16 protein-coding genes are annotated in these 19481 nt (G+C 62.4%); 2 read left to right on the top strand and 14 right to left on the bottom strand.

Annotation, left to right across the window (positions count from 1 at the left end; all coding sequences use genetic code 11):
* Window positions 1-2: 2 nt before the first annotated feature.
* The 12 genes from hutG to ASD00_RS33225 form a co-directional block, all read right to left on the bottom strand.
* Complete coding sequence (gene hutG, locus ASD00_RS33280) at window positions 3-821, bottom strand: N-formylglutamate deformylase (RefSeq protein WP_025428665.1); 819 nt, start codon at window positions 819-821, stop codon at window positions 3-5.
* A 1-nt stretch (window position 822) separates the two neighbouring features.
* Window positions 823-2358 carry a histidine ammonia-lyase gene (gene hutH, locus ASD00_RS33275; RefSeq protein WP_025428666.1) on the bottom strand — a complete coding sequence of 512 codons (1536 nt, stop codon included), beginning with the start codon at window positions 2356-2358 and terminating at the stop codon, window positions 823-825.
* Window positions 2355-3599, bottom strand: a complete 1245-nt coding sequence (gene hutI, locus ASD00_RS33270) for an imidazolonepropionase (protein WP_057211229.1) — start codon at window positions 3597-3599, stop codon at window positions 2355-2357. The genes hutH and hutI overlap by 4 nt, the downstream gene beginning before the upstream one ends.
* A 193-nt stretch (window positions 3600-3792) precedes the next feature.
* Window positions 3793-4380: a phosphonate metabolism protein/1,5-bisphosphokinase (PRPP-forming) PhnN gene (gene phnN / locus ASD00_RS33265; protein ID WP_057211228.1), complete on the bottom strand. Its 588-nt coding sequence runs from the start codon at window positions 4378-4380 to the stop codon at window positions 3793-3795.
* Window positions 4377-5516, bottom strand: coding sequence for an alpha-D-ribose 1-methylphosphonate 5-triphosphate diphosphatase (locus ASD00_RS33260; RefSeq protein WP_025428669.1), 1140 nt, complete (start codon window positions 5514-5516; stop codon window positions 4377-4379). Before ASD00_RS33260 ends, phnN begins: the two co-directional genes overlap by 4 nt.
* 1 nt (window position 5517) lies before the next feature.
* A complete protein-coding gene (locus ASD00_RS33255; protein ID WP_025428670.1) occupies window positions 5518-6225 on the bottom strand; it encodes a DUF1045 domain-containing protein in 708 nt (235 codons plus the stop codon).
* A 126-nt stretch (window positions 6226-6351) separates the two neighbouring features.
* Entirely contained in the window at window positions 6352-7869 is a 1518-nt protein-coding gene (gene phnE / locus ASD00_RS33250) for a phosphonate ABC transporter, permease protein PhnE (RefSeq protein ID WP_025428671.1), read from the bottom strand.
* Between the two features lie 9 nt (window positions 7870-7878).
* Complete coding sequence (phnE, locus tag ASD00_RS33245) at window positions 7879-8841, bottom strand: phosphonate ABC transporter, permease protein PhnE (RefSeq protein WP_025428672.1); 963 nt, start codon at window positions 8839-8841, stop codon at window positions 7879-7881.
* Between the two features lie 107 nt (window positions 8842-8948).
* Window positions 8949-9854 carry a phosphonate ABC transporter substrate-binding protein gene (gene phnD / locus ASD00_RS33240; RefSeq protein ID WP_025428673.1) on the bottom strand — a complete coding sequence of 302 codons (906 nt, stop codon included), beginning with the start codon at window positions 9852-9854 and terminating at the stop codon, window positions 8949-8951.
* A gap of 86 nt (window positions 9855-9940) precedes the next feature.
* Window positions 9941-10783 carry a phosphonate ABC transporter ATP-binding protein gene (gene phnC, locus ASD00_RS33235; RefSeq protein WP_025428674.1) on the bottom strand — a complete coding sequence of 281 codons (843 nt, stop codon included), beginning with the start codon at window positions 10781-10783 and terminating at the stop codon, window positions 9941-9943.
* A gap of 168 nt (window positions 10784-10951) precedes the next feature.
* Window positions 10952-12079, bottom strand: coding sequence for an FAD-binding oxidoreductase (locus ASD00_RS33230; RefSeq protein ID WP_057211226.1), 1128 nt, complete (start codon window positions 12077-12079; stop codon window positions 10952-10954).
* 80 nt (window positions 12080-12159) lie between these two features.
* On the bottom strand, window positions 12160-13116 hold the full coding sequence (locus tag ASD00_RS33225) for a LysR family transcriptional regulator (protein ID WP_025428676.1): 957 nt from the start codon (window positions 13114-13116) through the stop codon (window positions 12160-12162).
* Window positions 13117-13416: 300 nt separating this feature from the next.
* Here ASD00_RS33225 and ASD00_RS33220 point away from each other — a divergent pair, with 300 nt between their 5' ends.
* Both ASD00_RS33220 and ASD00_RS33215 read left to right on the top strand, forming a co-directional pair.
* Window positions 13417-14604: an acyl-CoA dehydrogenase gene (locus ASD00_RS33220; RefSeq protein ID WP_025428677.1), complete on the top strand. Its 1188-nt coding sequence runs from the start codon at window positions 13417-13419 to the stop codon at window positions 14602-14604.
* Between the two features lie 10 nt (window positions 14605-14614).
* Window positions 14615-15808 carry a CaiB/BaiF CoA-transferase family protein gene (locus ASD00_RS33215; RefSeq protein ID WP_025428678.1) on the top strand — a complete coding sequence of 398 codons (1194 nt, stop codon included), beginning with the start codon at window positions 14615-14617 and terminating at the stop codon, window positions 15806-15808.
* A gap of 59 nt (window positions 15809-15867) precedes the next feature.
* On the opposite strand, the gene htpG is transcribed toward ASD00_RS33215, so the two are convergent.
* Window positions 15868-17757 carry a molecular chaperone HtpG gene (gene htpG, locus ASD00_RS33210; protein WP_057211223.1) on the bottom strand — a complete coding sequence of 630 codons (1890 nt, stop codon included), beginning with the start codon at window positions 17755-17757 and terminating at the stop codon, window positions 15868-15870.
* A gap of 178 nt (window positions 17758-17935) precedes the next feature.
* The gene (locus ASD00_RS33205) at window positions 17936-19411 is read right to left on the bottom strand and encodes an NAD-dependent succinate-semialdehyde dehydrogenase (protein WP_025428680.1); all 1476 of its coding nucleotides are present in this window, start codon (window positions 19409-19411) and stop codon (window positions 17936-17938) included.
* Window positions 19412-19481 lie beyond the last annotated feature (70 nt).

The raw sequence follows: 19481 nt of genomic DNA, 5'->3' as shown, positions 1-19481 counted from the left end.
GGTCATGCCTCGCTCCCTGTCAGCGTTTTAAGGTCGAATGCGGTATTCTCGATGCTTTGAAGAATGGCCCGAAGGGGCGCGCGCAGGCGTTCCTCCTTGCTGGCGTCGAGCACGAAAGGCGGCTCCTCGGTGGCAAGATGGGTCGATTGCGCCAGTTCCATCTGGATGGCGTGCACGCCGGTTTCCGGGCGCCCGTAATGCCGGGTCGTCCAGCCGCCCTTGAAGCGGCCGTTGAGAATGCTCGTGTAACCATCGGCCGAAGCGGCGATATCGACGGCGGCCTTCTCGATAGCAGGCGCGCAGGTGCGGCCCATGTCCGTGCCGATGTTCAGGTCCGGCAGCTTGCCGTCGAACAGGAACGGGATATGCGAGCGGATGGAATGGCAGTCGTAGACGATGGCGATGCCGTGGATGGCCTTGACCCGCTCGATCTCGGCCAGAAATGCGGCGTGATAAGGCGCATGGAATTGGCGCAGGCGCGATGCCGTGTCGGCCTCCGTCGGGGCCTCGCCATCCTTCCAGATCGGCAACCCGTCGAAATCGGTCTCCGGGATAAGCCCGGTGGTGTTCTGCCCGGGATAAAGGCTGACGTTTTCCGGGTCGCGGTTGGCGTCGATTACGTAGCGGTGGAAGGTGGCGCGCACGACGGTAACATCAGGCAACAGGCCTTCATAGAGCTTGTGAATGTGCCAATCGGTGTCTGCGAGCAGGCGACCGGTATCGTTGAGACGGTCCCATATTTCAGCCGGCACATCCGTGCCGGTGTGCGGAAAGCCGAGGATGACGGGCGAGGTGCCCTGGCGGACTTCGAAGACGCTCATCTCAAGCCTCCAGTTTTGGCAGAATGCCGGCAGAAATCGCGGCATTCAGGGTGCCGGATGCGATCAGCTCGCCGGCCGCCTGCAGATCGTCGGCGAGATAGCGGTCCTCTTCGATCGTCGGCGAAACTGCACGTAGGGCTGCGGCGGCTTTTTGAAGTTCGGGGCTCGTTGTCAACGGCGCACGGAATTCGACGCCCTGCACGGCGGTCAGCGCCTCGATGCCGATGATCGAAAACAGGTTGTCGGTCATCTGCAGCAGCCGGCGGGCGCCATGGCAGGCCATGGAAACATGGTCTTCCTGATTGGCCGATGTCGGCGTGGAGTCGACCGAGGCCGGGTGCGAAAGTTGCTTGTTTTCCGACATCAACGCCGCCGACGTCACCTCGGCGATCATCAGGCCGGAGTTGAGGCCAGGCTTCTTGGCGAGAAAGGCCGGCAGTCCGTAGGACAAGGCCGGGTCGACAAGAAGGGCAATGCGCCGCTGGGAGATCGCGCCGATCTCGCAAACCGCGAGCGCGATCTGGTCGGCGGCAAACGCTACCGGTTCTGCGTGGAAGTTGCCGCCGGAGACGACGGAATTGTCGGAAAGGACAAGCGGGTTGTCGGTAACGGCATTCGCTTCGATTTCGAGCACGCGCGCGACCGAGCGCAACAGGTCGAGGCAGGCGCCGTCCACCTGCGGCTGGCAGCGAATGCAATAGGGATCCTGCACCCGCTCGTCGCCCTCGATATGGCTTTCGCGAATGGCGGAACCTGAGAGAAGCGCGCGAAGGGCGGCGGCGGTGTCGATCTGGCCCTGATGGCCGCGAAGTGTGTGAATGTCCGGATGGAAGGGCGCAGACGAACCCATCGCTGCATCGGTCGACATTGCGCCGGTGATGAGCGCTGCCTGGGCGGCGCGGTGGGTGCGGAAGAGGCCAGCGAGCGCGAGTGCGGTCGACGTCTGAGTGCCGTTGATCAGCGCGAGGCCTTCCTTGGCGGCAAGCACCACCGGCGTCAGCCCGGCCTTGGCAAGGGCCTGTGCGCCGGACATGCGGGCGCCTTCGAAGAATGCCTCGCCGTGGCCCATCATGACGGCTGCCATGTGGGCAAGCGGTGCCAGGTCGCCGGACGCACCGACCGAGCCCTTTTCCGGAATGACCGGGATGACGCCCTTGTCGAGCATCGCCTCTATCAGCCGCACCAGTTCGAGCCTGACGCCGGAGGCGCCGCGACCGAGAGAAACGAGCTTCAGCGACAGGATCAGGCGGACGATGTTTTCGGCGAGCGGCTGGCCGACGCCGCAGCAATGCGACAGGATCAGGTTGCGCTGCAGGGTGGCGACGTCAGCGCTGTCGATCTTGATCGAAGCCAGTTTGCCGAAGCCGGTGTTGATGCCATAGACAGGCGCATTGCCGGCGACGATCTCGGCGATGCGCTTGGCCGCCTTCTCGATTCCTGCGTCGAACGACGGATGCAGGCGGGCAGGTTCGCCGCTCCAATAGATGGTCTCGAGATACTCAAGCGGAACCGAGCCTGGATGCAGAATGATGGTCATAGACCGGTCCTTTCGCCCTTAAAGATGCGCAGATGAAGTGGATTGAAGCCGATGCGGTAGACGAGCTCGGCCGGATCTTCGATGTTCCAGAGTGCGAGGTCGGCAGACTTGCCGACTTCGATCGTGCCGGTTTCGGCGAGAAGCCCGAGCGCACGTGCCGCCTCGCGGGTAACGCCGGCGAGGCATTCGGCAATCGTCAACCGGAAGAACGTCGCCGACATGTTCATGGTCAGTAGCAGCGAAGTCAGCGGCGAGGTGCCGGGATTGCAATCCGTTGCGATGGCGATGTGCGCTCCGGCAGCGCGCAGCGCGTCCACCGGCGGAAGCTGCTTTTCGCGCAGCGCGTAAAACGCGCCGGGCAACAGCACGGCTACCGTGCCCGATTTGGCGATTGCCTGCGCTCCATCAGCGTCGAGATATTCGAGATGGTCGGCGGACAACGCACCGTAGGAGGCGGCAAGCTTGGCGCCACCGAGGTTGGAAAGCTGTTCGGCATGCAGTTTGACCGGCAGGCCGAGCGCCTTGGCGCGACCGAAGACGCGGGCGATCTCTGCGGTCGAAAAGGCGATGCCTTCGCAGAAGCCATCGACGGCATCGACCAGGCCCTCGGCGTGGGCGACATCAAGACCCGGAAGCACCACCTCGGAAATGTAGTCGTCGTTGCGCCCCTTGTAGTCGGCGGGGGTCGCATGCGCTGCGAGATAGCTGGTGACGATGCGGACCGGACGTTTGTCGCCAAGCTTGCGCGCGGCGCGCAGCATGTTGAGTTCGGCGTCGATATTCAGGCCGTAGCCGGACTTGATCTCGACCGTCGAAACACCTTCGGCAATGAGCGTGTCGAGCCGTGGCAGAGCGCTTTTCACGAGCGCGTCGACTGAGAGTGCATTGGTTGCCTTGACCGAGGAGACGATACCGCCACCGGCGCGGGCGATTTCCTCATAGGACGCACCTTCGAGCCGCATCTGGAACTCGCGAGCGCGGTTGCCGCCGTGGACGAGGTGCGTATGGCAATCGATGAAGGCGGGCGTCATCACCCGGCCGTTGCAATTCGTTGCTTCAAGTGTGCGGGATAGATCGGCGGGAAGGTCGCTCTCGGCGCCGGCAAAGGCAATGTGTCCGTCGACGACAGCCACTGCGCCCTTTTCCACCATGCCGAGGCCGTCTTGATCGGGTCGCAACGTCGCAAGGCGAAGATTGCGCCAGATGCCGGACGCGTTTGCGTTGGTCGAAAATTGACTCATCAGCCGATCCCCTCTCGTTGGATATAATGTATATACATAATAATCGTCTCGACAAGAGGAAAATTGACTTTCTGAAGGAAAAGGGAAGGAGACGGCGCACGGAATTGCCGCCGGGCGATGGCATTCAAATGCAAAAGACCCCGGAGCGGTTGCTCCAGGGTCTTAAAAAACGGCGCCTGGGAAAACGCGACACTTAGGCCGGATGGGCGGCACTCATGCGCAATCGCTCGACGAGGTCGACGAAGTGACGCCCGGCACTCTCAAGGCGACCGCTGTTGTCGATGATCGTGACATCCGGTCCCGATGTGACGTCGGGCACCTGTCGCGAGAGCCGGCGCAACACGTCCTCTTCGCTTTCGCGTCCGCGCTCGGCAAGACGCTTGGCGAGCGCGGCGGGCTCGGCCGTGATGACCGCGACGGCGATGTTGCCGAAGGCGGCGCGGAACGCCGGCAGGGCGCTTCGGCTGCCGTTGACGATTGCCGTGGTGCCGTGTTCGACATTGCGGCGAACGTCTTCGGGAATGCCGTATTTCAGGCCGTGCGCGTCCCAGGACACAGCGAAGGCGCCTGCCTGCTCCATGTCGACGAATTCGGCGACTGAAACGCTTTCATGCACCTCGCCTCCGGCGTCCGACGGCCGCGTGATCACGCGGCGAACGAAGTGGACATCGGAGCAGTCGCAGAAGTGTCGGGCGGCAAAGCCCATGACGCTATCCTTGCCGGCCCCGCTCGGGCCGACGACGACGACAAGCGCGCCACGCCTAAGTTCGAGCTGGCTCATGCGACACGCCGACCTTCGCGCCAGACCGAACGCACCACTGGAATACCTTCCTGCCTGTGGACACGCGCGATGTCGGCGCGCAAGCCGACGGCAATCCGGCCACGATCGTCGAGGCCGACGGTGCGGGCAGGGGTGGTGCTGACCATGGCGATCGCCTTCGGCAGGTCGATGGCTTCAAGCTCATCGGCGAGCACGAACGGCGCGTGGATCAGGCTGAAGGGCACATAATCGGACGAAAGCACGTCGAGCACGCCGCGGTCGGCAAGGTCACGGGCGGCGATATTGCCCGAATGCGACTTGCCGCGCACGATGTTGGGCGCGCCCATCAGCACACTAAGACCGGCGCGATGGGAGGCTTCCGCCGCTTCGAAGCTGGTCGGGAACTCGGCGAGCTTGATGCCGTAGCTGATAGATTCGTCGACATGGGCGATCGTGGCGTCGTCGTGGCTGGCGATGGTAATGCCGCGCTCAGCACAGGCCTTGGCGAGCGCATCGCGGTGCGGGCCGGCATACTTCGCCGAAAGCGCCTGCTGACGTTCAACGAATTTTCCGAATTCGGCGTCCGACAGGCCGCGCTTGGATTTGTAGTAGAGCGTGTACTGGTCCATCGTCTGGAACTGGCGCTGCCCCGGCGCGTGGTCCATCAGCGAGACGAGCTTGACCTGCGGATCGTTCTGGAAGTCCTCGTAGTGATCGAGCACGTCCGATGTCGAAACCTCGCAGCGCAGGTGGATCAGATGGTCGGCGCGCAGGCGGCCTTCCTGCTTGGCCTGGGCCAGCGCGTCCGCCATGCTGCGCATTTCGCCCTTCTGGAAACCGCCGTCTTCGTCCGAACCAAGGCGCAGGCAGTCGAATACGGTGGTGATGCCAGACGTGACGACCTGTGCGTCGTGTGCCTGGATCGCGGCGATCTTCAACCAGCGAACGCCGGGCCGCGGCGAGTAATGTGCCTCAAGGTGGTCGGTGTGCAGCTCGATGAGGCCAGGCAGAAGGTAGTCGCCTTCGAAGTCTTCACCAGTGTTGGTCGTGCCATGAGAGATATCGGCGATCTTGCCGTCGCGGATCAGCACCGAGCCGTCGAGGATACTGTCCTCGAGAACGATGCGGGCATTGGTCAGGACTTGTTCTTTGCTCATCTCATGCGATCTTTCGTTGTGTCGCGCCGCGGAGCGGCAGCAGGGAATGGACCAGGAACGGTGCGCCACGGTGCGGCTCGACGAAGAGCGCAACTGACGTGACGTGAAGCGGCTTGCCGATGTGATCAGCAAAGGTGCTCTCAAGCACGGTCCGCATTGGTTTCGCTGTCTCGCCGGGTACCGGCCCGGTCAGCGTCAGGTGAAACTGAAATTCTTCGAAAACATAGGGGTATCCCCACTTTCTCAAGTATTCCCTCTGCCGCTCCGGAAGCTTGTCCGGGTTGCGTCGCGCCATGTCCACGTCCGACAACGGCGCCCGAAACGGCTCGAAGGTTTGCACGGCCTGCGCCGCGAATTCCTGCAACGCCTCGCAGTGGGTCGCGGAAACCAGCGCGAAGAACGGGCCAAGCTGAAGGAGCGTGAGTTGAGGGATCTCGAAGGGTTCAACATTGTCGGCAAACGTTTCGAAGGCTGCGACCAGCTCGGCTTCGCTGCGGTCTTCGGCAAGTGTGAAGGGGGCCTTGAGAGTGCCGTGAAAGCCGTAGCGTCGCGGGTCGGCAGTCAGTGCATGTCGCGTGGCGGCATCAAGGCTGCCTAACGCTGAAAGTTCATTGGTCTCGCCGGTAAAGGCATCACGGCCGAGCCAACGGGCCGCCGTCTGCGACAGCCGGTCGTCTGCCGGCGGCGCGAAGTAGATTGCATAACGCACGGTCTTCACTTTCTTGTATCGACCGGCCCGCCGGAACGGCGGGTCGATTGTTCGCGGGATGCGATGCGCAGCTAGCCGATTTCCATGACAACATCATGATGGCCGCGGTGCAAAAAATTCTTCTCGTCAATGAGCCTTCTGCCCCATCAGTCGCGAGCGGCAGGCGTTCGAGATGCTGTCGAAAATAAACACGACCAGCAAGATGAGAAGCACCATATAAGCGACATTTTCCCAATCGGAGTTGGTACGCATCGCTTCCCAGAGTTTCAGGCCGATGCCACCGGCGCCGACAGCGCCGATGATCGTTGCCGAACGCGTGTTGGATTCCCAGAAATAGAGCGCCTGGCTGGCGAATACCGGCAGGACCTGCGGCAGGACGCCGAAGCGTTGCACGGCAAGCGGGGTGGCGCCGACGGATTTTACGCCTTCGCGCTGCTTGTCGTCGATGTTCTCCAAAGCCTCGGAGTAGAGCTTGCCCAAGGTGCCGGTGTCGGTGAAGAAAATTGCGGACATGCCGGCAAGCGGTCCCGGGCCAAAGGCGCGCGTGAAGAACAATGCCCAGATGAACATGTCCACCGAACGCAGGAAATCGAAGAAGCGCTTGGCGAGCTGGTTCGTCAGGAAATTCGGGGTGATGTTGCGCGCCGCCAGGAAGCAGAGCGGGAACGCGACCAGCGAGGCAAAAAGCGTGCCGACGAAGGCCATGACCACGGTCTGCAGCAGTTTGGTCCACACATCCAGATGCTGCCATTCGGCGTTGTAGAGGATGTTGTTCCAGGCAAGCGACAGGTTCGAGCGCGTGGGTTCGATGCGCTCGCCGCTCGTGATCAACGAAAATATATCGCCATAGCCCTTGCCGAAGAACGGTGAGTGGACGTCGAAGAGGAAATTGGCCCAGCCGAAGAAGCGATTGCGGATCGAGATGTCGTCACCTTCGACGTCGGCCCAACCAGTTGCACCAAAGGCGAGCGTGATCTTCTCGCCCGGGCGTTTCTGCGTGGCCCAGGCGGGGAGGGCACCCTGAGGGGTTACCGTGTCCTGGCCATCGACGGCCATCGTCAGCGTCTCGCCACGATGGGTTGCCTTGACGAGTCCGTCGGCAATTTCGATCTTCGTCGACCTGTCATAGGTGATGACGGCCCTGGTGATGATTTCCTCGGTCCGCATTTCGACGCGGTTCTGCTCACTTGGCGTATTGGCCGCGCCGAGCGCTGAACCCGGCGCCATGAAGCTGAAGGATGACGTCGTCTTGGGCTTTGCAGTCTGTGCGGTTGCAGCGGGTAATTCGACTTTTCGGGTCACGGTTTCCTTGTCGAGTTCCACCCATGCCGGATTCGGATTTGGCCCAAGCGGCGAGTTGCGCTGGTAATCGAGCGTCATCGTCTTGTCGCGGGCGATCTTGATCTCGGGCCGAACCTCGTAGGAGACCCAATCCGCGAGATAGGTCCCGGCAATGCCCCAATTGGCGTTGCCCAGAACATGCCCGATCGAAAAGAACCACCAGCTGAAGATGAGGTAAGCGACGAGGCCGACACTGATGACAATCGTGCGCAGGCGCTTGTTCGAGGAGCCCTGCAGCAAGTGCGGGTGACGCGATGCGATCGCATCCATTTCGAGAGCGCTTAATCTGGTCGTGGAGGTCATGATGCGCACCTACTGGGCAAGCTGGAAGGCCTGGTCGCCGACGAGGCGACGGCGCAGCCATGCGGAAAACTGGTCGACGGCGAAGATCGTTGCAAACAGCAGGATGACGATCGCCAGTGTCTTTGCCTGATGGCCCTGGCCGATCGACAGACGCAGCAACTCGCCGATCCCGCCGCCGCCAACTGCGCCGATGATGGTCGAGGCGCGTACGTTGATCTCGAGGCGAAGCAGGAAATAGCTGGCGAAGTTGGGCAGCACCTGCGGCACCATGCCGAACCAGACGCGTTCGATCCAGTTGCCACCGGCGGCGCGCAGGCCCTCGTCCGGTTTCATGTCGGCGTTCTCGACCACCTCGAAGAACAGCTTGCCGAGTGCGCCGACCGTGTGGATCGAAACCGCGGCGATCGCGGGTATCGGCCCGAGCGAGAGGATTGCCAGGAAGAAGCCGGCGATGACCACTTCGGGAAAGGCGCGTAGGATCTCCATCAGCCGGCGCACGACACCACGAACCCACGGATTGGGCATCAGGTTGCGGGCGGCAAGGAAACAGAAGATGAAGCCGAAGAACGTGCCGATGACGGTGGAGAAGATCGCGATGTTCACGGTCTCCAGCATCTTGTGCACATACTCAGGAATGTAGAAGCTCTCGGTCAGGTAGAGCCGACCCTCGGGATAATTGTACTTGAAGCTGCCGTCGTCGTAGGGCGAAGGCAGATCGAACATGGCGCGGAAGATTTCCAGGCCATCACGCGGCGCGAGATCGCCGACGAAATCGAAGAAGTGCGGCAGGCGGTCGAAGAATTTGCCGGCATTGGAATCGTTGGCAAACCAGAGCGAGCCGGAAAGGGCGAGCACCAGCACGGCGAAGCCGAGCCAGGAGTAAAGCCGGCGACGCGAGTTCAACTCCTGCCAGTGGCGCTCGACCAGCGCGCCGTTTTCACTCAGATGCCTCGGGAGCATGGAAGTTGCCATGAATGTTCCGGCAATGCCGGCCTCTGTCGACAGGCGCTCCAGGCGCCCCAGCAAAAAGGCGAACGCTGGCCGTTTTGGCGGCCAGCGTCCTTGAATGATCAGGAAAATCAGCCGCCGATCGTTGCCTTGCGGGCGTCGATGATCGGCTTGTAGAAGTCGGCGTTGACTTCGGTGAAGCCAGTGAAATCGCCACCCTGGATGGCGGAGAAGCAGGCGGCATCGGTCTTCGGCAGGTCGAGCATGAACTGCTTGAACTTGGCCTTCATGTCATCGTTCATCGTCGAACGGACGACGATCGGGCCGTTCGGGATCAACGGCGACTTCCAGAGTTCGACCAGGTCATTCATGTCGAGGATGCCCTTGTCGACCATCTTCTTCAGGTTGCCCGAAGTGTAGCCGTCCTTGAATTCGCCGACGCCCGAACCGAAGGTCGTGCCGGCATCGAACGTGCCCTTGACGACTTCGAGAACCAGGTTTTCGTGACCGCCGCCGAAGCCGGTTTCACCGAAGAATTCCTTGACCGGCGCGCCGATCGATTCCGGCAGGGTGACGAGCGGGATGAGGTAGCCAGAGGTCGAGTCCGGATCGGCAAAGCCGAGCTTCTTGCCCTTCAGGTCTTCGAGCTTGGTGATGCCGGAGTCCTTGCGGGCGACCATGATCGAGTGGTAGCCGGTCGAACCGTCGGTCTGGACGGTCGTCAGGATCGGCTCGACCGCGTCGGCCTTGGCGAGGTAGATCTTGGCAAAGCCCGAAGCGCCGAGTTCGGCGTAGTCGAGCGTGCCGCCGAGCAGGCCCTGGATGACGCCGTCATAGTCGGCGGCCGGGAACAGCGAAACCTTTTCGACGCCGATTGCAGCCGGCAGCTTGTCGACGATACACTGGAAGTTGCGCAGGCGGTCGGCTTCGTTTTCGCCGCCGATGATACCGACGCGGAATTCCTTGAGGTCTTCGGCCTGAGCGTGGCCGACGAGGGCGAGCAGGGCGACAGCGCCCAGAAGAGCTTTCTTCAGCATAAGGTTCTCCCGTTTCTCCGGCTTTGCCGGATGATATTCGGTTTCAAAGAGGTGCCCTTGACGTGGGCCTTCGATCCTGGCGGGCGTCAGATGCCGGCCAGTGCCAGCGGCTGGAGGCCGGCAGATGCCGTTTGTTCCTGCGGAATGGCCGCCGGAATGTTGATGCTTGTCGAGGTCATCGATTCCTCGATGCCCGTATCGGCGCCGTAGATCTCGGCGACGGCGGCCGCCGTCAGGTCCTTCGGCTGGCCGTCGAAGACGACGCGGCCGTGCGCCATACCGATGATCCGCTCGCAGTAGTTGCGCGCCGTGTCGAGCGTGTGGAGATTGGTGATTACGGTGATGCCGTCGCGCTCGTTGATGTCGCGCAGCGCGTCCATGACGATCTTGGCGTTGAGCGGGTCGAGCGAGGCGATTGGCTCGTCAGCGAGCAGAACCTTCGGCTGCTGCATCAATGCGCGGGCGATGGCCACGCGCTGCTGCTGGCCGCCGGAAAGCGTGCCCGCCGCCTGCAGCGCCGTCTGCTCGATGCCGAGGCGCTCCAGCGCGCCGATCGCCATGATGCGCTCTTCGCGGGTAAACATGTTGAGGATGCTCAGAACCGTCGAACGATGGTTCAGGCGACCCAGCAGCACATTGGTCAGAACGTCGAGGCGCGGCACCAGATTGAACTGCTGGAAGATCATCGCGCAGTCGCGCTGCCAGTTGCGCAGTGCGGCACCGCGCAGTGACGAGACTTCCGTGCCGGCGAACTCGATCGAGCCGGACGACAGGTCGACCAGGCGATTGATCATGCGAAGCAGCGTCGACTTGCCAGCGCCGGAGCGGCCGATCACGCCGACCATCTGGCCCTGGGGAATGTCGAAGGTAACCGAGCTCACGGCTGTCTTCTTGCCGAACTGGCGGGTTACATTCTTCAACTGAAACATTTCTAGCAGGTCCTCTTTCGGGGAGACCGGTCATCGGTATGACACCTGCCATATCGGCGCTTCATGAAAGCGAAATGTCAGTTTCTTGTAGTTTATGTTACAGTTCACAGCCTCGCCGACATCCTTAACGGAATGTGACAATCGCAGCGGGATGGAGGTGCGTTGTCGCTACCTCAGGAAGCGCTCGGGGTTGAAACCGACTGGGTCAAGGCCGTTTGCGGCGAAGCTTTCGGGCGCCGGTAGGCCAATCAGCAGGTTTGCGGCAAGCGCGCCTAGTGCCGGCGACGTCAGAATGCCGTAGCCGCCCTGGCCGGCAAGCCAGAAGAAATCCGGACGATCCTTGGCGTGACCGATCACCGGCAGCTTGTCCGGTGAAAAGCTGCGCAAGCCAGCCCAGCTCTTGAAGATGCGGCGGACCGGGACGGTCGTCGCCTCTTCCACGTAGTGGGCGCCCCAGGCGACATCGATCTCCTCGGGCTGCACGTCCGTCGGTTCGCACGGCGTGGCGTCGGCAGGAGAGGCAAGCAGCCGCCCGCCTTCGGGCTTCATATAGAAGTCCTCGTCGATCTCGTTGATCTCGGGCATTGTCAGGGCATCGATCTCCGCGGGAAGGTCCACCGTGATCGCGCTGCGGCGATGCGGCACGATGCCGACCGGCGTCACGCCGAAGAGGCTTGCGACCGGGTCGGCCCAGCCGCCAGCCGCATTGACGATGACCTGGGCATGGATCTCGCCGGCATTCGTCGAAAGCACCCAGCCATTTGCCTCGCGGCGCGGAGCCACGATGTCGCTGCGCTCAATCACCTCGGCGCCATGGCGACGTGCGCCGCGCAGGTAACCCTGCAGCAGGTTCTCGACCTCGATGTCCCAGAAATTCGGGTCATAAAATGCGGCCGCCACATAGTCGCGCCGAAGAATCGGTACGCGGGTGATTGCTTCGTCGACAGTCAGCCTTCGCAGGTCGGGATTGACAGCGCTTTCCTCGGCTAACACCGCCTCAAGCCGTGCCACTTTCTCCGCATTGGCGATCATGACGCCGCCACGCTGCTTCAACAGCGGTACGTCGGAAAAGCCTTCGGGAGGCTGATCGAAGAAAGTCTTGGAGATCGCCGCGAGCTTGCACACTTCAGGGGCGTTGTACCGCAGAACGAATTCGGCGGCGGAGCGCCCGGTGCTGTGATAACCGAGCCCGTCTTCCCGCTCGATGACGGCAACGGAGCGGTGCGGTGCCAGAAAAAAGGCCAGCGAAAGGCCGGCAATGCCGCCACCAACGATTGCCACATCAAATTCACGCATGTCCCGACCCCGCTCCTGATTTGGTGGGACCATAGGCAGCGCGTGTTACGCGTTCAAATTTATAACGGGAAATGTCGCTATCAATTCTGCTGATGATCAAGGCAGTGATCAAGCGGCGCGGTATCGGCCACATGCGCAAGGAAGGCGGCCTCGGCCGGATTGAGAATCGAGTTCGGGTTGGAGATGCGAAACACATCCGTCGTTGGCAGGTTGTGGTAGGGCGGCAGTTGCCAAAGTCGTCCGCCGGCGACGGCGGGCGCTGCCAGATGATCCGGCAGCATGCCGATGCCGACGTTGGAGGCGATCAGCCGCATCACTTCCTCGACATTGCAGGAGACGGCCCGAACCTGCTGGCCAAACGAGCCAATGGCGCGCACTGCCGTCACGGAGTTCATATGCTGTCCGCCGAGCACATCGGCGATGAAGGCGATGTAGGCATTGCCGCGAAGATCGTTGAAATCAACACCCTCGACACCGAACAGGGGATGCTCGCGGCCGCAGTAAAGCGCATAGCGCTCACGCACGTGGAAGCTCTTGTTCAGCCAGGCGGGGATGTTGCCGTCGCAAAGACCCATCGTCGCGATGTTGCGTTCGACTGCGCTCAGAACGTCCACAGTCGTGGCGACCGTCACCGAAATCGTTACCTTCGGATGCTGGATAAAGAAGCTCTCGAGCTTCCGGTCCCAGGCCGGGTTGTGGGCATGGCTGACGACATGAATGTTGAGGTGGCCGGTGATTTCCTCGCCCGCCGTTTCAAGGACGTTGGGAAGCCGGATGACGGCCGCGAAGATGTCGCGGCACTGCGCGTGCAATCGGGCGCCGGCATCGGTCAGGTCGAAGCGGCCCGGGCGGCGGTCGATGAGCTTTTGCCCAACGGTCTGTTCGAGCCGCTTGAGAGCCATGCTGACGGCCGGCTGCTGCAGCAGGAGCCTGTTGGCCGCAGCGGTGATGCTGCCTTCCTCCACCACGACGACGAATGTGCGCAGCAAGTTCCAGTCGAGATTGTGAGCAAAGCGTTCTAAGCGGTCGTTGGCCATTGGCGGGTACGAGCATGGACCTTTAGCGTGGCACTGGCGCGGCGCGGTGACGACGAGCGCCGCCAAGTGAACCCGACCCTTGTCGCCATATTTCGACGGATTTGCAACATGAACGGCACCTGGCGACCGGTGGCACGCCCAATGTGTAGCGCGCAAGGAGTCCGGCGGCACTTCACAGCCGATTGTGTGGCGCTCAGCGAGGCCATTCCGCAGACGCATGAGGCGGTGCCTCAATTTCGTTTGAAAGCCTTGGTTCTGCTTGCCATAACCGCAAGTGGAAAAATCCGATGGGAGAGAAACATGGCCGGCAAGACGCAATTTCAATGGGACGACGCGTTCCTCCTCGAAGATCAGTTGACCGAGGACGAGCGCATGATCCGCGACACGGCACGAGCCTATGCACAGGATCGCCTACAGCCGCGGGTCATCGCTGCCTATCGCGAAGAATCGACTGATCCCGAAATCTTCCGGGAAATGGGCGAACTTGGTCTGCTCGGCGCGACCGTATCGGAGACCTACGGCGGTGTCGGCGCTTCCTATGTCGCCTATGGTCTTGTCGCCCGCGAAGTCGAGCGCGTCGATTCCGGCTACCGATCGATGATGAGCGTGCAATCCTCGCTGGTCATCTACCCGATCTACGCCTACGGCTCGGAGGAGCAGAAGCAGAAGTATCTGCCGAAGCTGATCAGCGGCGAATGGATCGGCTGCTTCGGCCTGACGGAGCCTGACGCCGGTTCCGACCCCGGCGGCATGAAGACCCGTGCCATCAAGACGGAGAACGGCTACCGTCTCGTCGGCTCGAAGATGTGGATCTCCAATGCGCCGATCGCCGATGTCTTTGTCGTCTGGGCAAAGTCCGAAGCCCATGGCAATGCCATTCGCGGCTTCGTGCTCGACAAGGGCATGAAGCGCCTCTCGGCGCCGAAGATTGCCGGCAAGCTGTCGCTGCGCGCCTCGATCACCGGCGAAATCGTCATGGACAATGTCGAGGTCGGCGAAGATGCGCTGCTGCCGAATGTCGAGGGGCTCAAGGGCCCGTTCGGCTGCCTCAACCGCGCCCGCTACGGCATTTCCTGGGGTGCGCTTGGCGCGGCCGAGTTCTGCTGGCACGCCGCTCGTCAATACGGTCTCGACCGCAAGCAGTTCAACCGCCCGCTCGCTCAGACGCAGCTCTTCCAGAAGAAGCTCGCAGACATGCAGACGGAGATCTCGCTCGGACTTCAGGGTTCGCTGCGCGTCGGTCGCCTGATGGATGAAGGCCGCATGGCGCCGGAAATGATCTCGATCGTCAAGCGCAACAATTGCGGCAAGGCACTCGACATCGCCCGCATGGCCCGCGACATGCACGGCGGCAATGGCATCTCCGAGGAATACCAGGTGATGCGCCACATGGTGAACCTCGAGACGGTCAACACCTATGAGGGCACGCACGACGTTCATGCGCTGATCCTCGGCCGCGCCCAGACCGGCCTCCAGGCCTTCTTCTGAGCGGCCGATCATGGAAGCGCCACTGAAGGGTATTCGCGTTCTTGAGCTTGCCCGCATTCTCGCCGGTCCCTGGATCGGCCAGACGCTCGCCGATCTCGGCGCCGACGTCATCAAGGTGGAGAGCCCGGCGGGTGACGACACCCGCACCTGGGGCCCCCCATTCGTCGCCGGCGAGGAGGGGGAGAAGCTCGACGCGGCCTATTTCCACGCCTGCAATCGCGGCAAGCGCTCGGTGGTGCTCGATTTCACCACCGAGGAAGGGCAGGAGGCGGTGCGCCGGCTGGTGGCACAATCCGACGTCCTGCTGGAAAACTTCAAGGTCGGCGGCCTCGAGAAATATGGTCTCGACTACGCGAGCCTGAAGAAGGTCAATCCGCGCCTGATCTATTGCTCGGTCACGGGCTTCGGTCAGGATGGACCCTATGCGCATCGCGCCGGTTACGATTACATCGTCCAGGGCATGAGCGGGATCATGGATCTGACCGGCGAGCCGGATCGTGAGCCGCAGAAGATCGGCGTCGCCTTTGCCGATATTTTCACCGGGCTTTATGGCGTCATCGCCGTCCAGGCGGCATTGGCGCAGCGCGAGCGAACCGGTAAGGGCCAGCAGATCGACATGGCCTTGCTTGATTGCATGACCGGCGTGCTCGCCAATCAGGCGCTCAATTTTCTCGTCTCGGGAAAGGCGCCGCGCCGCCTTGGCAACGCCCACCCGAACATCGCACCCTACCAGGTGTTCCCGACGGCGGACGGGCACCTGATCGTCGCCGTCGGCAACGACCGCCAGTTCGTCAAGTTCTGCAACCTGCTTGGCCGCGGCGATCTGGCAACGGACGAGCGCTATCTGACCAATGCCTCCCGCGTCCAGAATCGCGAGAGCCTGACACCGGCGCTTAGCGCCGAAACGGCAAGGTACGAACGGGACGCGCTTTTGACATTGCTGGAAGAGGCAGGCGTGCCGGGCGGTCCGATCAACACGGTCGCCGACGTCTTTGCCGATCCGCAGGTCGTGCATCGGCAGATGCAGATCGACACACCGCATTCCGGTGCGGCCAGCGGGACCTCGCCGGGCGTCCGTACGCCGATCCGTTTTTCCGATGCCTCGCTGGTGCTCGACCGCGGTGTTCCGCGTCTCGGCGAGCATACGGCGGAGGTATTGGCGGAGATCGGCATGGAAGCGGCGCCCGAAAAAGCGAAAGGGTGAGAGGGATTTCTCCCTCTCACCCTTTCATCGCTGCAATTACAGGTGCTTGAACCGGTGCGTTAAACCTTGAGCGCCCGGTTGAAGACGCGTGACAGGCGCTCGGCGAATGCGCGTGGATCCTGCGGCTTGTCGCCATCGAGGACGCGCGCCTGGTCGAGCAGAAGCTGAACGGCGTCAGTCCGAAACGCGCTGTCATCGGCCGGGCAGGCGGCGATTGCGGCAATCAGCGCATGGCCGGGATTGATCTCTAGGATCGGCTTTGCCGCTCCGTCGAGGCGGCCGGCGCCCTGCAGCATCTTTTCGAGCTGGCGATCGGGGCCATTCTCGGGCGCGACCAGGCATACGGCGCTTTCCGTCAGGCGATCGGACGTGCGAACTTCCGACACGGCTTCCCCGAGTGTTTCCTTGGCGAAGGCGACGAAATCCGTCACCGCCTGGCTTGCCTCTGGTGCGCTGTCGGGACTGCCTTCCGGCTTTGCGACACTGCCCAGATCGGCCGAGCCCTGCGTGATCGACTTCATCGGCTTGCCTTCGAAGTCCGGCGCCGAGGTCACCCAGAAGCTGTCGACCGGATCCGTCAGCAACAGCACTTCGATGCCGCGGGCGCGGAAGCCTTCAAGTTGCGGCGATGCCTTGAGCTGGGCGAGGTTGTCACCCGTCAGGTAGTAGATCGCCGACTGGCCGTCCTTCATGTCCTTGACGTAGTCGGCAAGGCTGCGGTGACCGTCTTCCGAGGTGGTCGTGCGGAAGCGGGAAAGCGAGATCAGCTGGGTGCGGCGTTCGAAGTCCTCGTAAATGCCTTCCTTCAGCACGCTGCCGAAGTTTTCCCAGATCTTGTCGAAGGCCCCGCGATCGCTCTCCGCCAGCTTTTCGATCGCCGTCAGCATGCGGTTGGTCAATCCCTTGCGGATGCTCGACAGCAGCGGGCTTTCCTGGATCATCTCGCGCGAGACGTTGAGCGGAAGGTCCGAGGTGTCGACCAGACCCCGCACGAAGCGCAGGTAACGCGGCAGCAATTCCGCCTCGTCGGTGATAAAGACGCGCTTGACGTAGAGCTTCATCCGGCCCTTGCGGTCCTGATCGAAGAGGTCGAAGGGCTTGGAGCCGGGCACGAAGGCAAGTGCCGTATATTCGTGCCGGCCCTCGGCGCGGAAATGCACCGTCAATGCCGGATCGTCGTACTGGCCCGAAACGCCCCGATAGAAGTCGGCGTAGTCTTCCTTGGAAATCTCGCTCTTCTGCTTGGTCCAGAGCGCCGTGCCGTCGCCGACGGAAACCGGTTCGGCACCGGGCTTCTCGACGATCGAGATCGGAACCGGAACGTGGCCGGACTGGTCCTTGACGATGCGCTCGACCGTCCAGCGCGAGGTGTAGGTCTTGGCATCTTCCATAAGATGCAGGGTGATGCGCGTGCCGCGTGCCGGCGCGTCAGCAAGATCGGCGGCTGCGACCGTGTAGCTGCCCTTGCCGTCCGACGACCAGTGCCAGGCGTGGTCCGAACCGGCGCGGCGCGAGACGACGTCGACATTGTCGGCGACCATGAAGGCGGAGTAGAAGCCGACGCCGAACTGGCCGATGAGCTGCGCGCCTTCCTTGCCCTGTGCGGCCTCGATGCGCTCCATGAAGGCGCGCGTGCCTGAACGGGCGATGGTGCCGAGCGCCTCGACGAGTTCGTCGCGGCTCATGCCGATGCCATTGTCCTCGACGATGAGGCGGTTGTTTTCCTCATCGAGCGTCAGCTTGATGCTGGGGTTCGTATCGCCTGCCAGCAGTTCCGGCGAGACGATCGCCTCGTAACGCAACTTCTCGCAGGCGTCCGCGGCGTTCGAAATCAGTTCGCGGAGGAAGACGTTCTTGTCGGAATAGACCGAGTGCACCATGAGATGGAGCAGCCTGGCTACATCGGCTTCAAAGACATGTTTCTCGACGGACATTTCAGCTTCGCTCATCGCGGTGGCAACTCCTATGGTTCCTTGGTTCCTGCCCCAATTGGCAAGCCCGCCGATCAATTTCAAGTGCTGTTTATGACAGGCCGGGTACCGGCAGGCATTGCGCCCGCCGCAGTCCACAAACATTGCGATCAGCGGCGAGGCGAGAGGTTCAAGCAGTTCACGTGGAAGGCAACGCTCAGATGTTGCCCATGCAGAGATACTTCATCTCCAGATAGTCTTCGAGCCCGTGACGGGAGCCCTCGCGGCCGATGCCGGATTGCTTGATGCCGCCGAAGGGGGCGGCCTCCGAAGACATGCGGCCGGTGTTGATGCCGACCATGCCGTATTCGAGTGCCTCGGCCACATGCCAGACGCGCTTGAGGTTCTCGGCATAGAAGTAGGCGGCGAGGCCATAGATCGTATCATTTGCCTCGGCGATCACCTGTTCGGCGGTCTCGAAGCGGATGATCGGGGCAATCGGGCCGAATGTCTCTTCCTGGGCGATGCGCATGTCGGTCGAAATGCCGGTCAGCACCGTCGGTTCGAAGAAGGTTCCTGACGTGCCGATGCGATGACCGCCGCTGCGCACCTCGGCGCCCTTGGACACGGCATCGGCGACATGGGCTTCGATCTTCTCGATCGCGTGCCGGTCGATCATCGGCCCGATCGTGACGCCGGCGGAAAAGCCGTCCCCGACCGAGAGTTCGGCCACGCGTGCGACGAATTTCTCGGCGAATGCGTCATGCACCGCCGATTGCACATAGATGCGGTTTGCCGAAACACAGGTCTGGCCGGCATTGCGGAACTTCGCCTGGACGGCGCCATCGACCGCCTCGTCGATATCGGCATCGTCGAAGACGATGAAGGGCGCGTTGCCGCCGAGTTCCAGGCTGACCTTCTTGATCTGGTCGGAGCACTGGCGCATCAGCAGGCGCCCGACTTCCGTCGAGCCGGTAAAGCTGATCTTGCGAACCTTGGGGTTACTGCAGAGTTCCCGCCCGATCGCAGCACCTTCCGAGGCGTAGAGCAGATTGACGACGCCGGCCGGGAAACCCGCCTTCTCGGCGAGGACGAACAGGGCTCCGGCAACGAGCGGCGTCTGTTCGGCAGGTTTCAGGACAATGGCGCAGCCGGCGGCGAGTGCTGGAGCGATCTTGCGGGCGACCATCGAGGCCGGGAAGTTCCACGGGGTAATCGTGCCGACGACGCCAACGGGTTGCTTGATGACCAGCATGCGGCGGTCATTGGCCGGAGCCGGAAAGGTCTCGCCGTAGATGCGCTTGGCTTCCTCGGCATACCATTCGACATAGGCGGCCGCGTGCAGCACTTCGCCTTTCGATTCTCCGACCGGCTTGCCCATTTCGGCGGTCAGGATGGCGGCGAGATCGTCGGCATGGGCGATGATCAGGTCGTGCCAACGTCGAAGCACGGCACTTCTATCCTTGGCGGGCTTTGCCGCCCAAAGGGTTTGCGCGGCGGCTGCCGCGTCGATCGCCGCACTCGCCTGTTCGATGCCCATATCCGGCAACGACGCCAGAAGCTCGCCGGTAGACGGATTGAAGACGTCGAAGGCCTCGCCCGTCCAGCTCCCGGCGAAATGCGCTATGCGGTCCAAGGCGGAAAACAGTTCGCCGTCGCGCAAGTGTTTGGTCAAAGCCGGCGTCAGGGTCATGATGGGCGTCCTCCAGCGATGCCTGTCGCACGCCGACCGACCCGCTTCCTGTTTGTTCTTGCGGGTGTCG

The organism is Ensifer sp. Root31, assembly GCF_001424825.1.
Classification (GTDB): domain Bacteria; phylum Pseudomonadota; class Alphaproteobacteria; order Rhizobiales; family Rhizobiaceae; genus Ensifer; species Ensifer canadensis.
This window is presented reverse-complemented; position numbering and strand designations above follow the sequence as displayed.

Coding starts and splice junctions, on each gene's coding strand:
- ASD00_RS33220 (WP_025428677.1), top strand. CDS start 13,417: ATGGCCGGCAAGACGCAATTTCAATGGGACGACGCGTTCCTCCTCGAA.
- phnN (WP_057211228.1), bottom strand. CDS start 4,380: ATGAGCCAGCTCGAACTTAGGCGTGGCGCGCTTGTCGTCGTCGTCGGC.
- phnC (WP_025428674.1), bottom strand. CDS start 10,783: ATGTTTCAGTTGAAGAATGTAACCCGCCAGTTCGGCAAGAAGACAGCC.
- hutH (WP_025428666.1), bottom strand. CDS start 2,358: ATGACCATCATTCTGCATCCAGGCTCGGTTCCGCTTGAGTATCTCGAG.
- ASD00_RS33230 (WP_057211226.1), bottom strand. CDS start 12,079: ATGCGTGAATTTGATGTGGCAATCGTTGGTGGCGGCATTGCCGGCCTT.
- phnD (WP_025428673.1), bottom strand. CDS start 9,854: ATGCTGAAGAAAGCTCTTCTGGGCGCTGTCGCCCTGCTCGCCCTCGTC.
- phnE (WP_025428671.1), bottom strand. CDS start 7,869: ATGACCTCCACGACCAGATTAAGCGCTCTCGAAATGGATGCGATCGCA.
- ASD00_RS33225 (WP_025428676.1), bottom strand. CDS start 13,116: ATGGCCAACGACCGCTTAGAACGCTTTGCTCACAATCTCGACTGGAAC.
- ASD00_RS33260 (WP_025428669.1), bottom strand. CDS start 5,516: ATGAGCAAAGAACAAGTCCTGACCAATGCCCGCATCGTTCTCGAGGAC.
- phnE (WP_025428672.1), bottom strand. CDS start 8,841: ATGGCAACTTCCATGCTCCCGAGGCATCTGAGTGAAAACGGCGCGCTG.
- hutI (WP_057211229.1), bottom strand. CDS start 3,599: ATGAGTCAATTTTCGACCAACGCAAACGCGTCCGGCATCTGGCGCAAT.
- hutG (WP_025428665.1), bottom strand. CDS start 821: ATGAGCGTCTTCGAAGTCCGCCAGGGCACCTCGCCCGTCATCCTCGGC.
- ASD00_RS33215 (WP_025428678.1), top strand. CDS start 14,615: ATGGAAGCGCCACTGAAGGGTATTCGCGTTCTTGAGCTTGCCCGCATT.
- ASD00_RS33205 (WP_025428680.1), bottom strand. CDS start 19,411: ATGACCCTGACGCCGGCTTTGACCAAACACTTGCGCGACGGCGAACTG.
- htpG (WP_057211223.1), bottom strand. CDS start 17,757: ATGAGCGAAGCTGAAATGTCCGTCGAGAAACATGTCTTTGAAGCCGAT.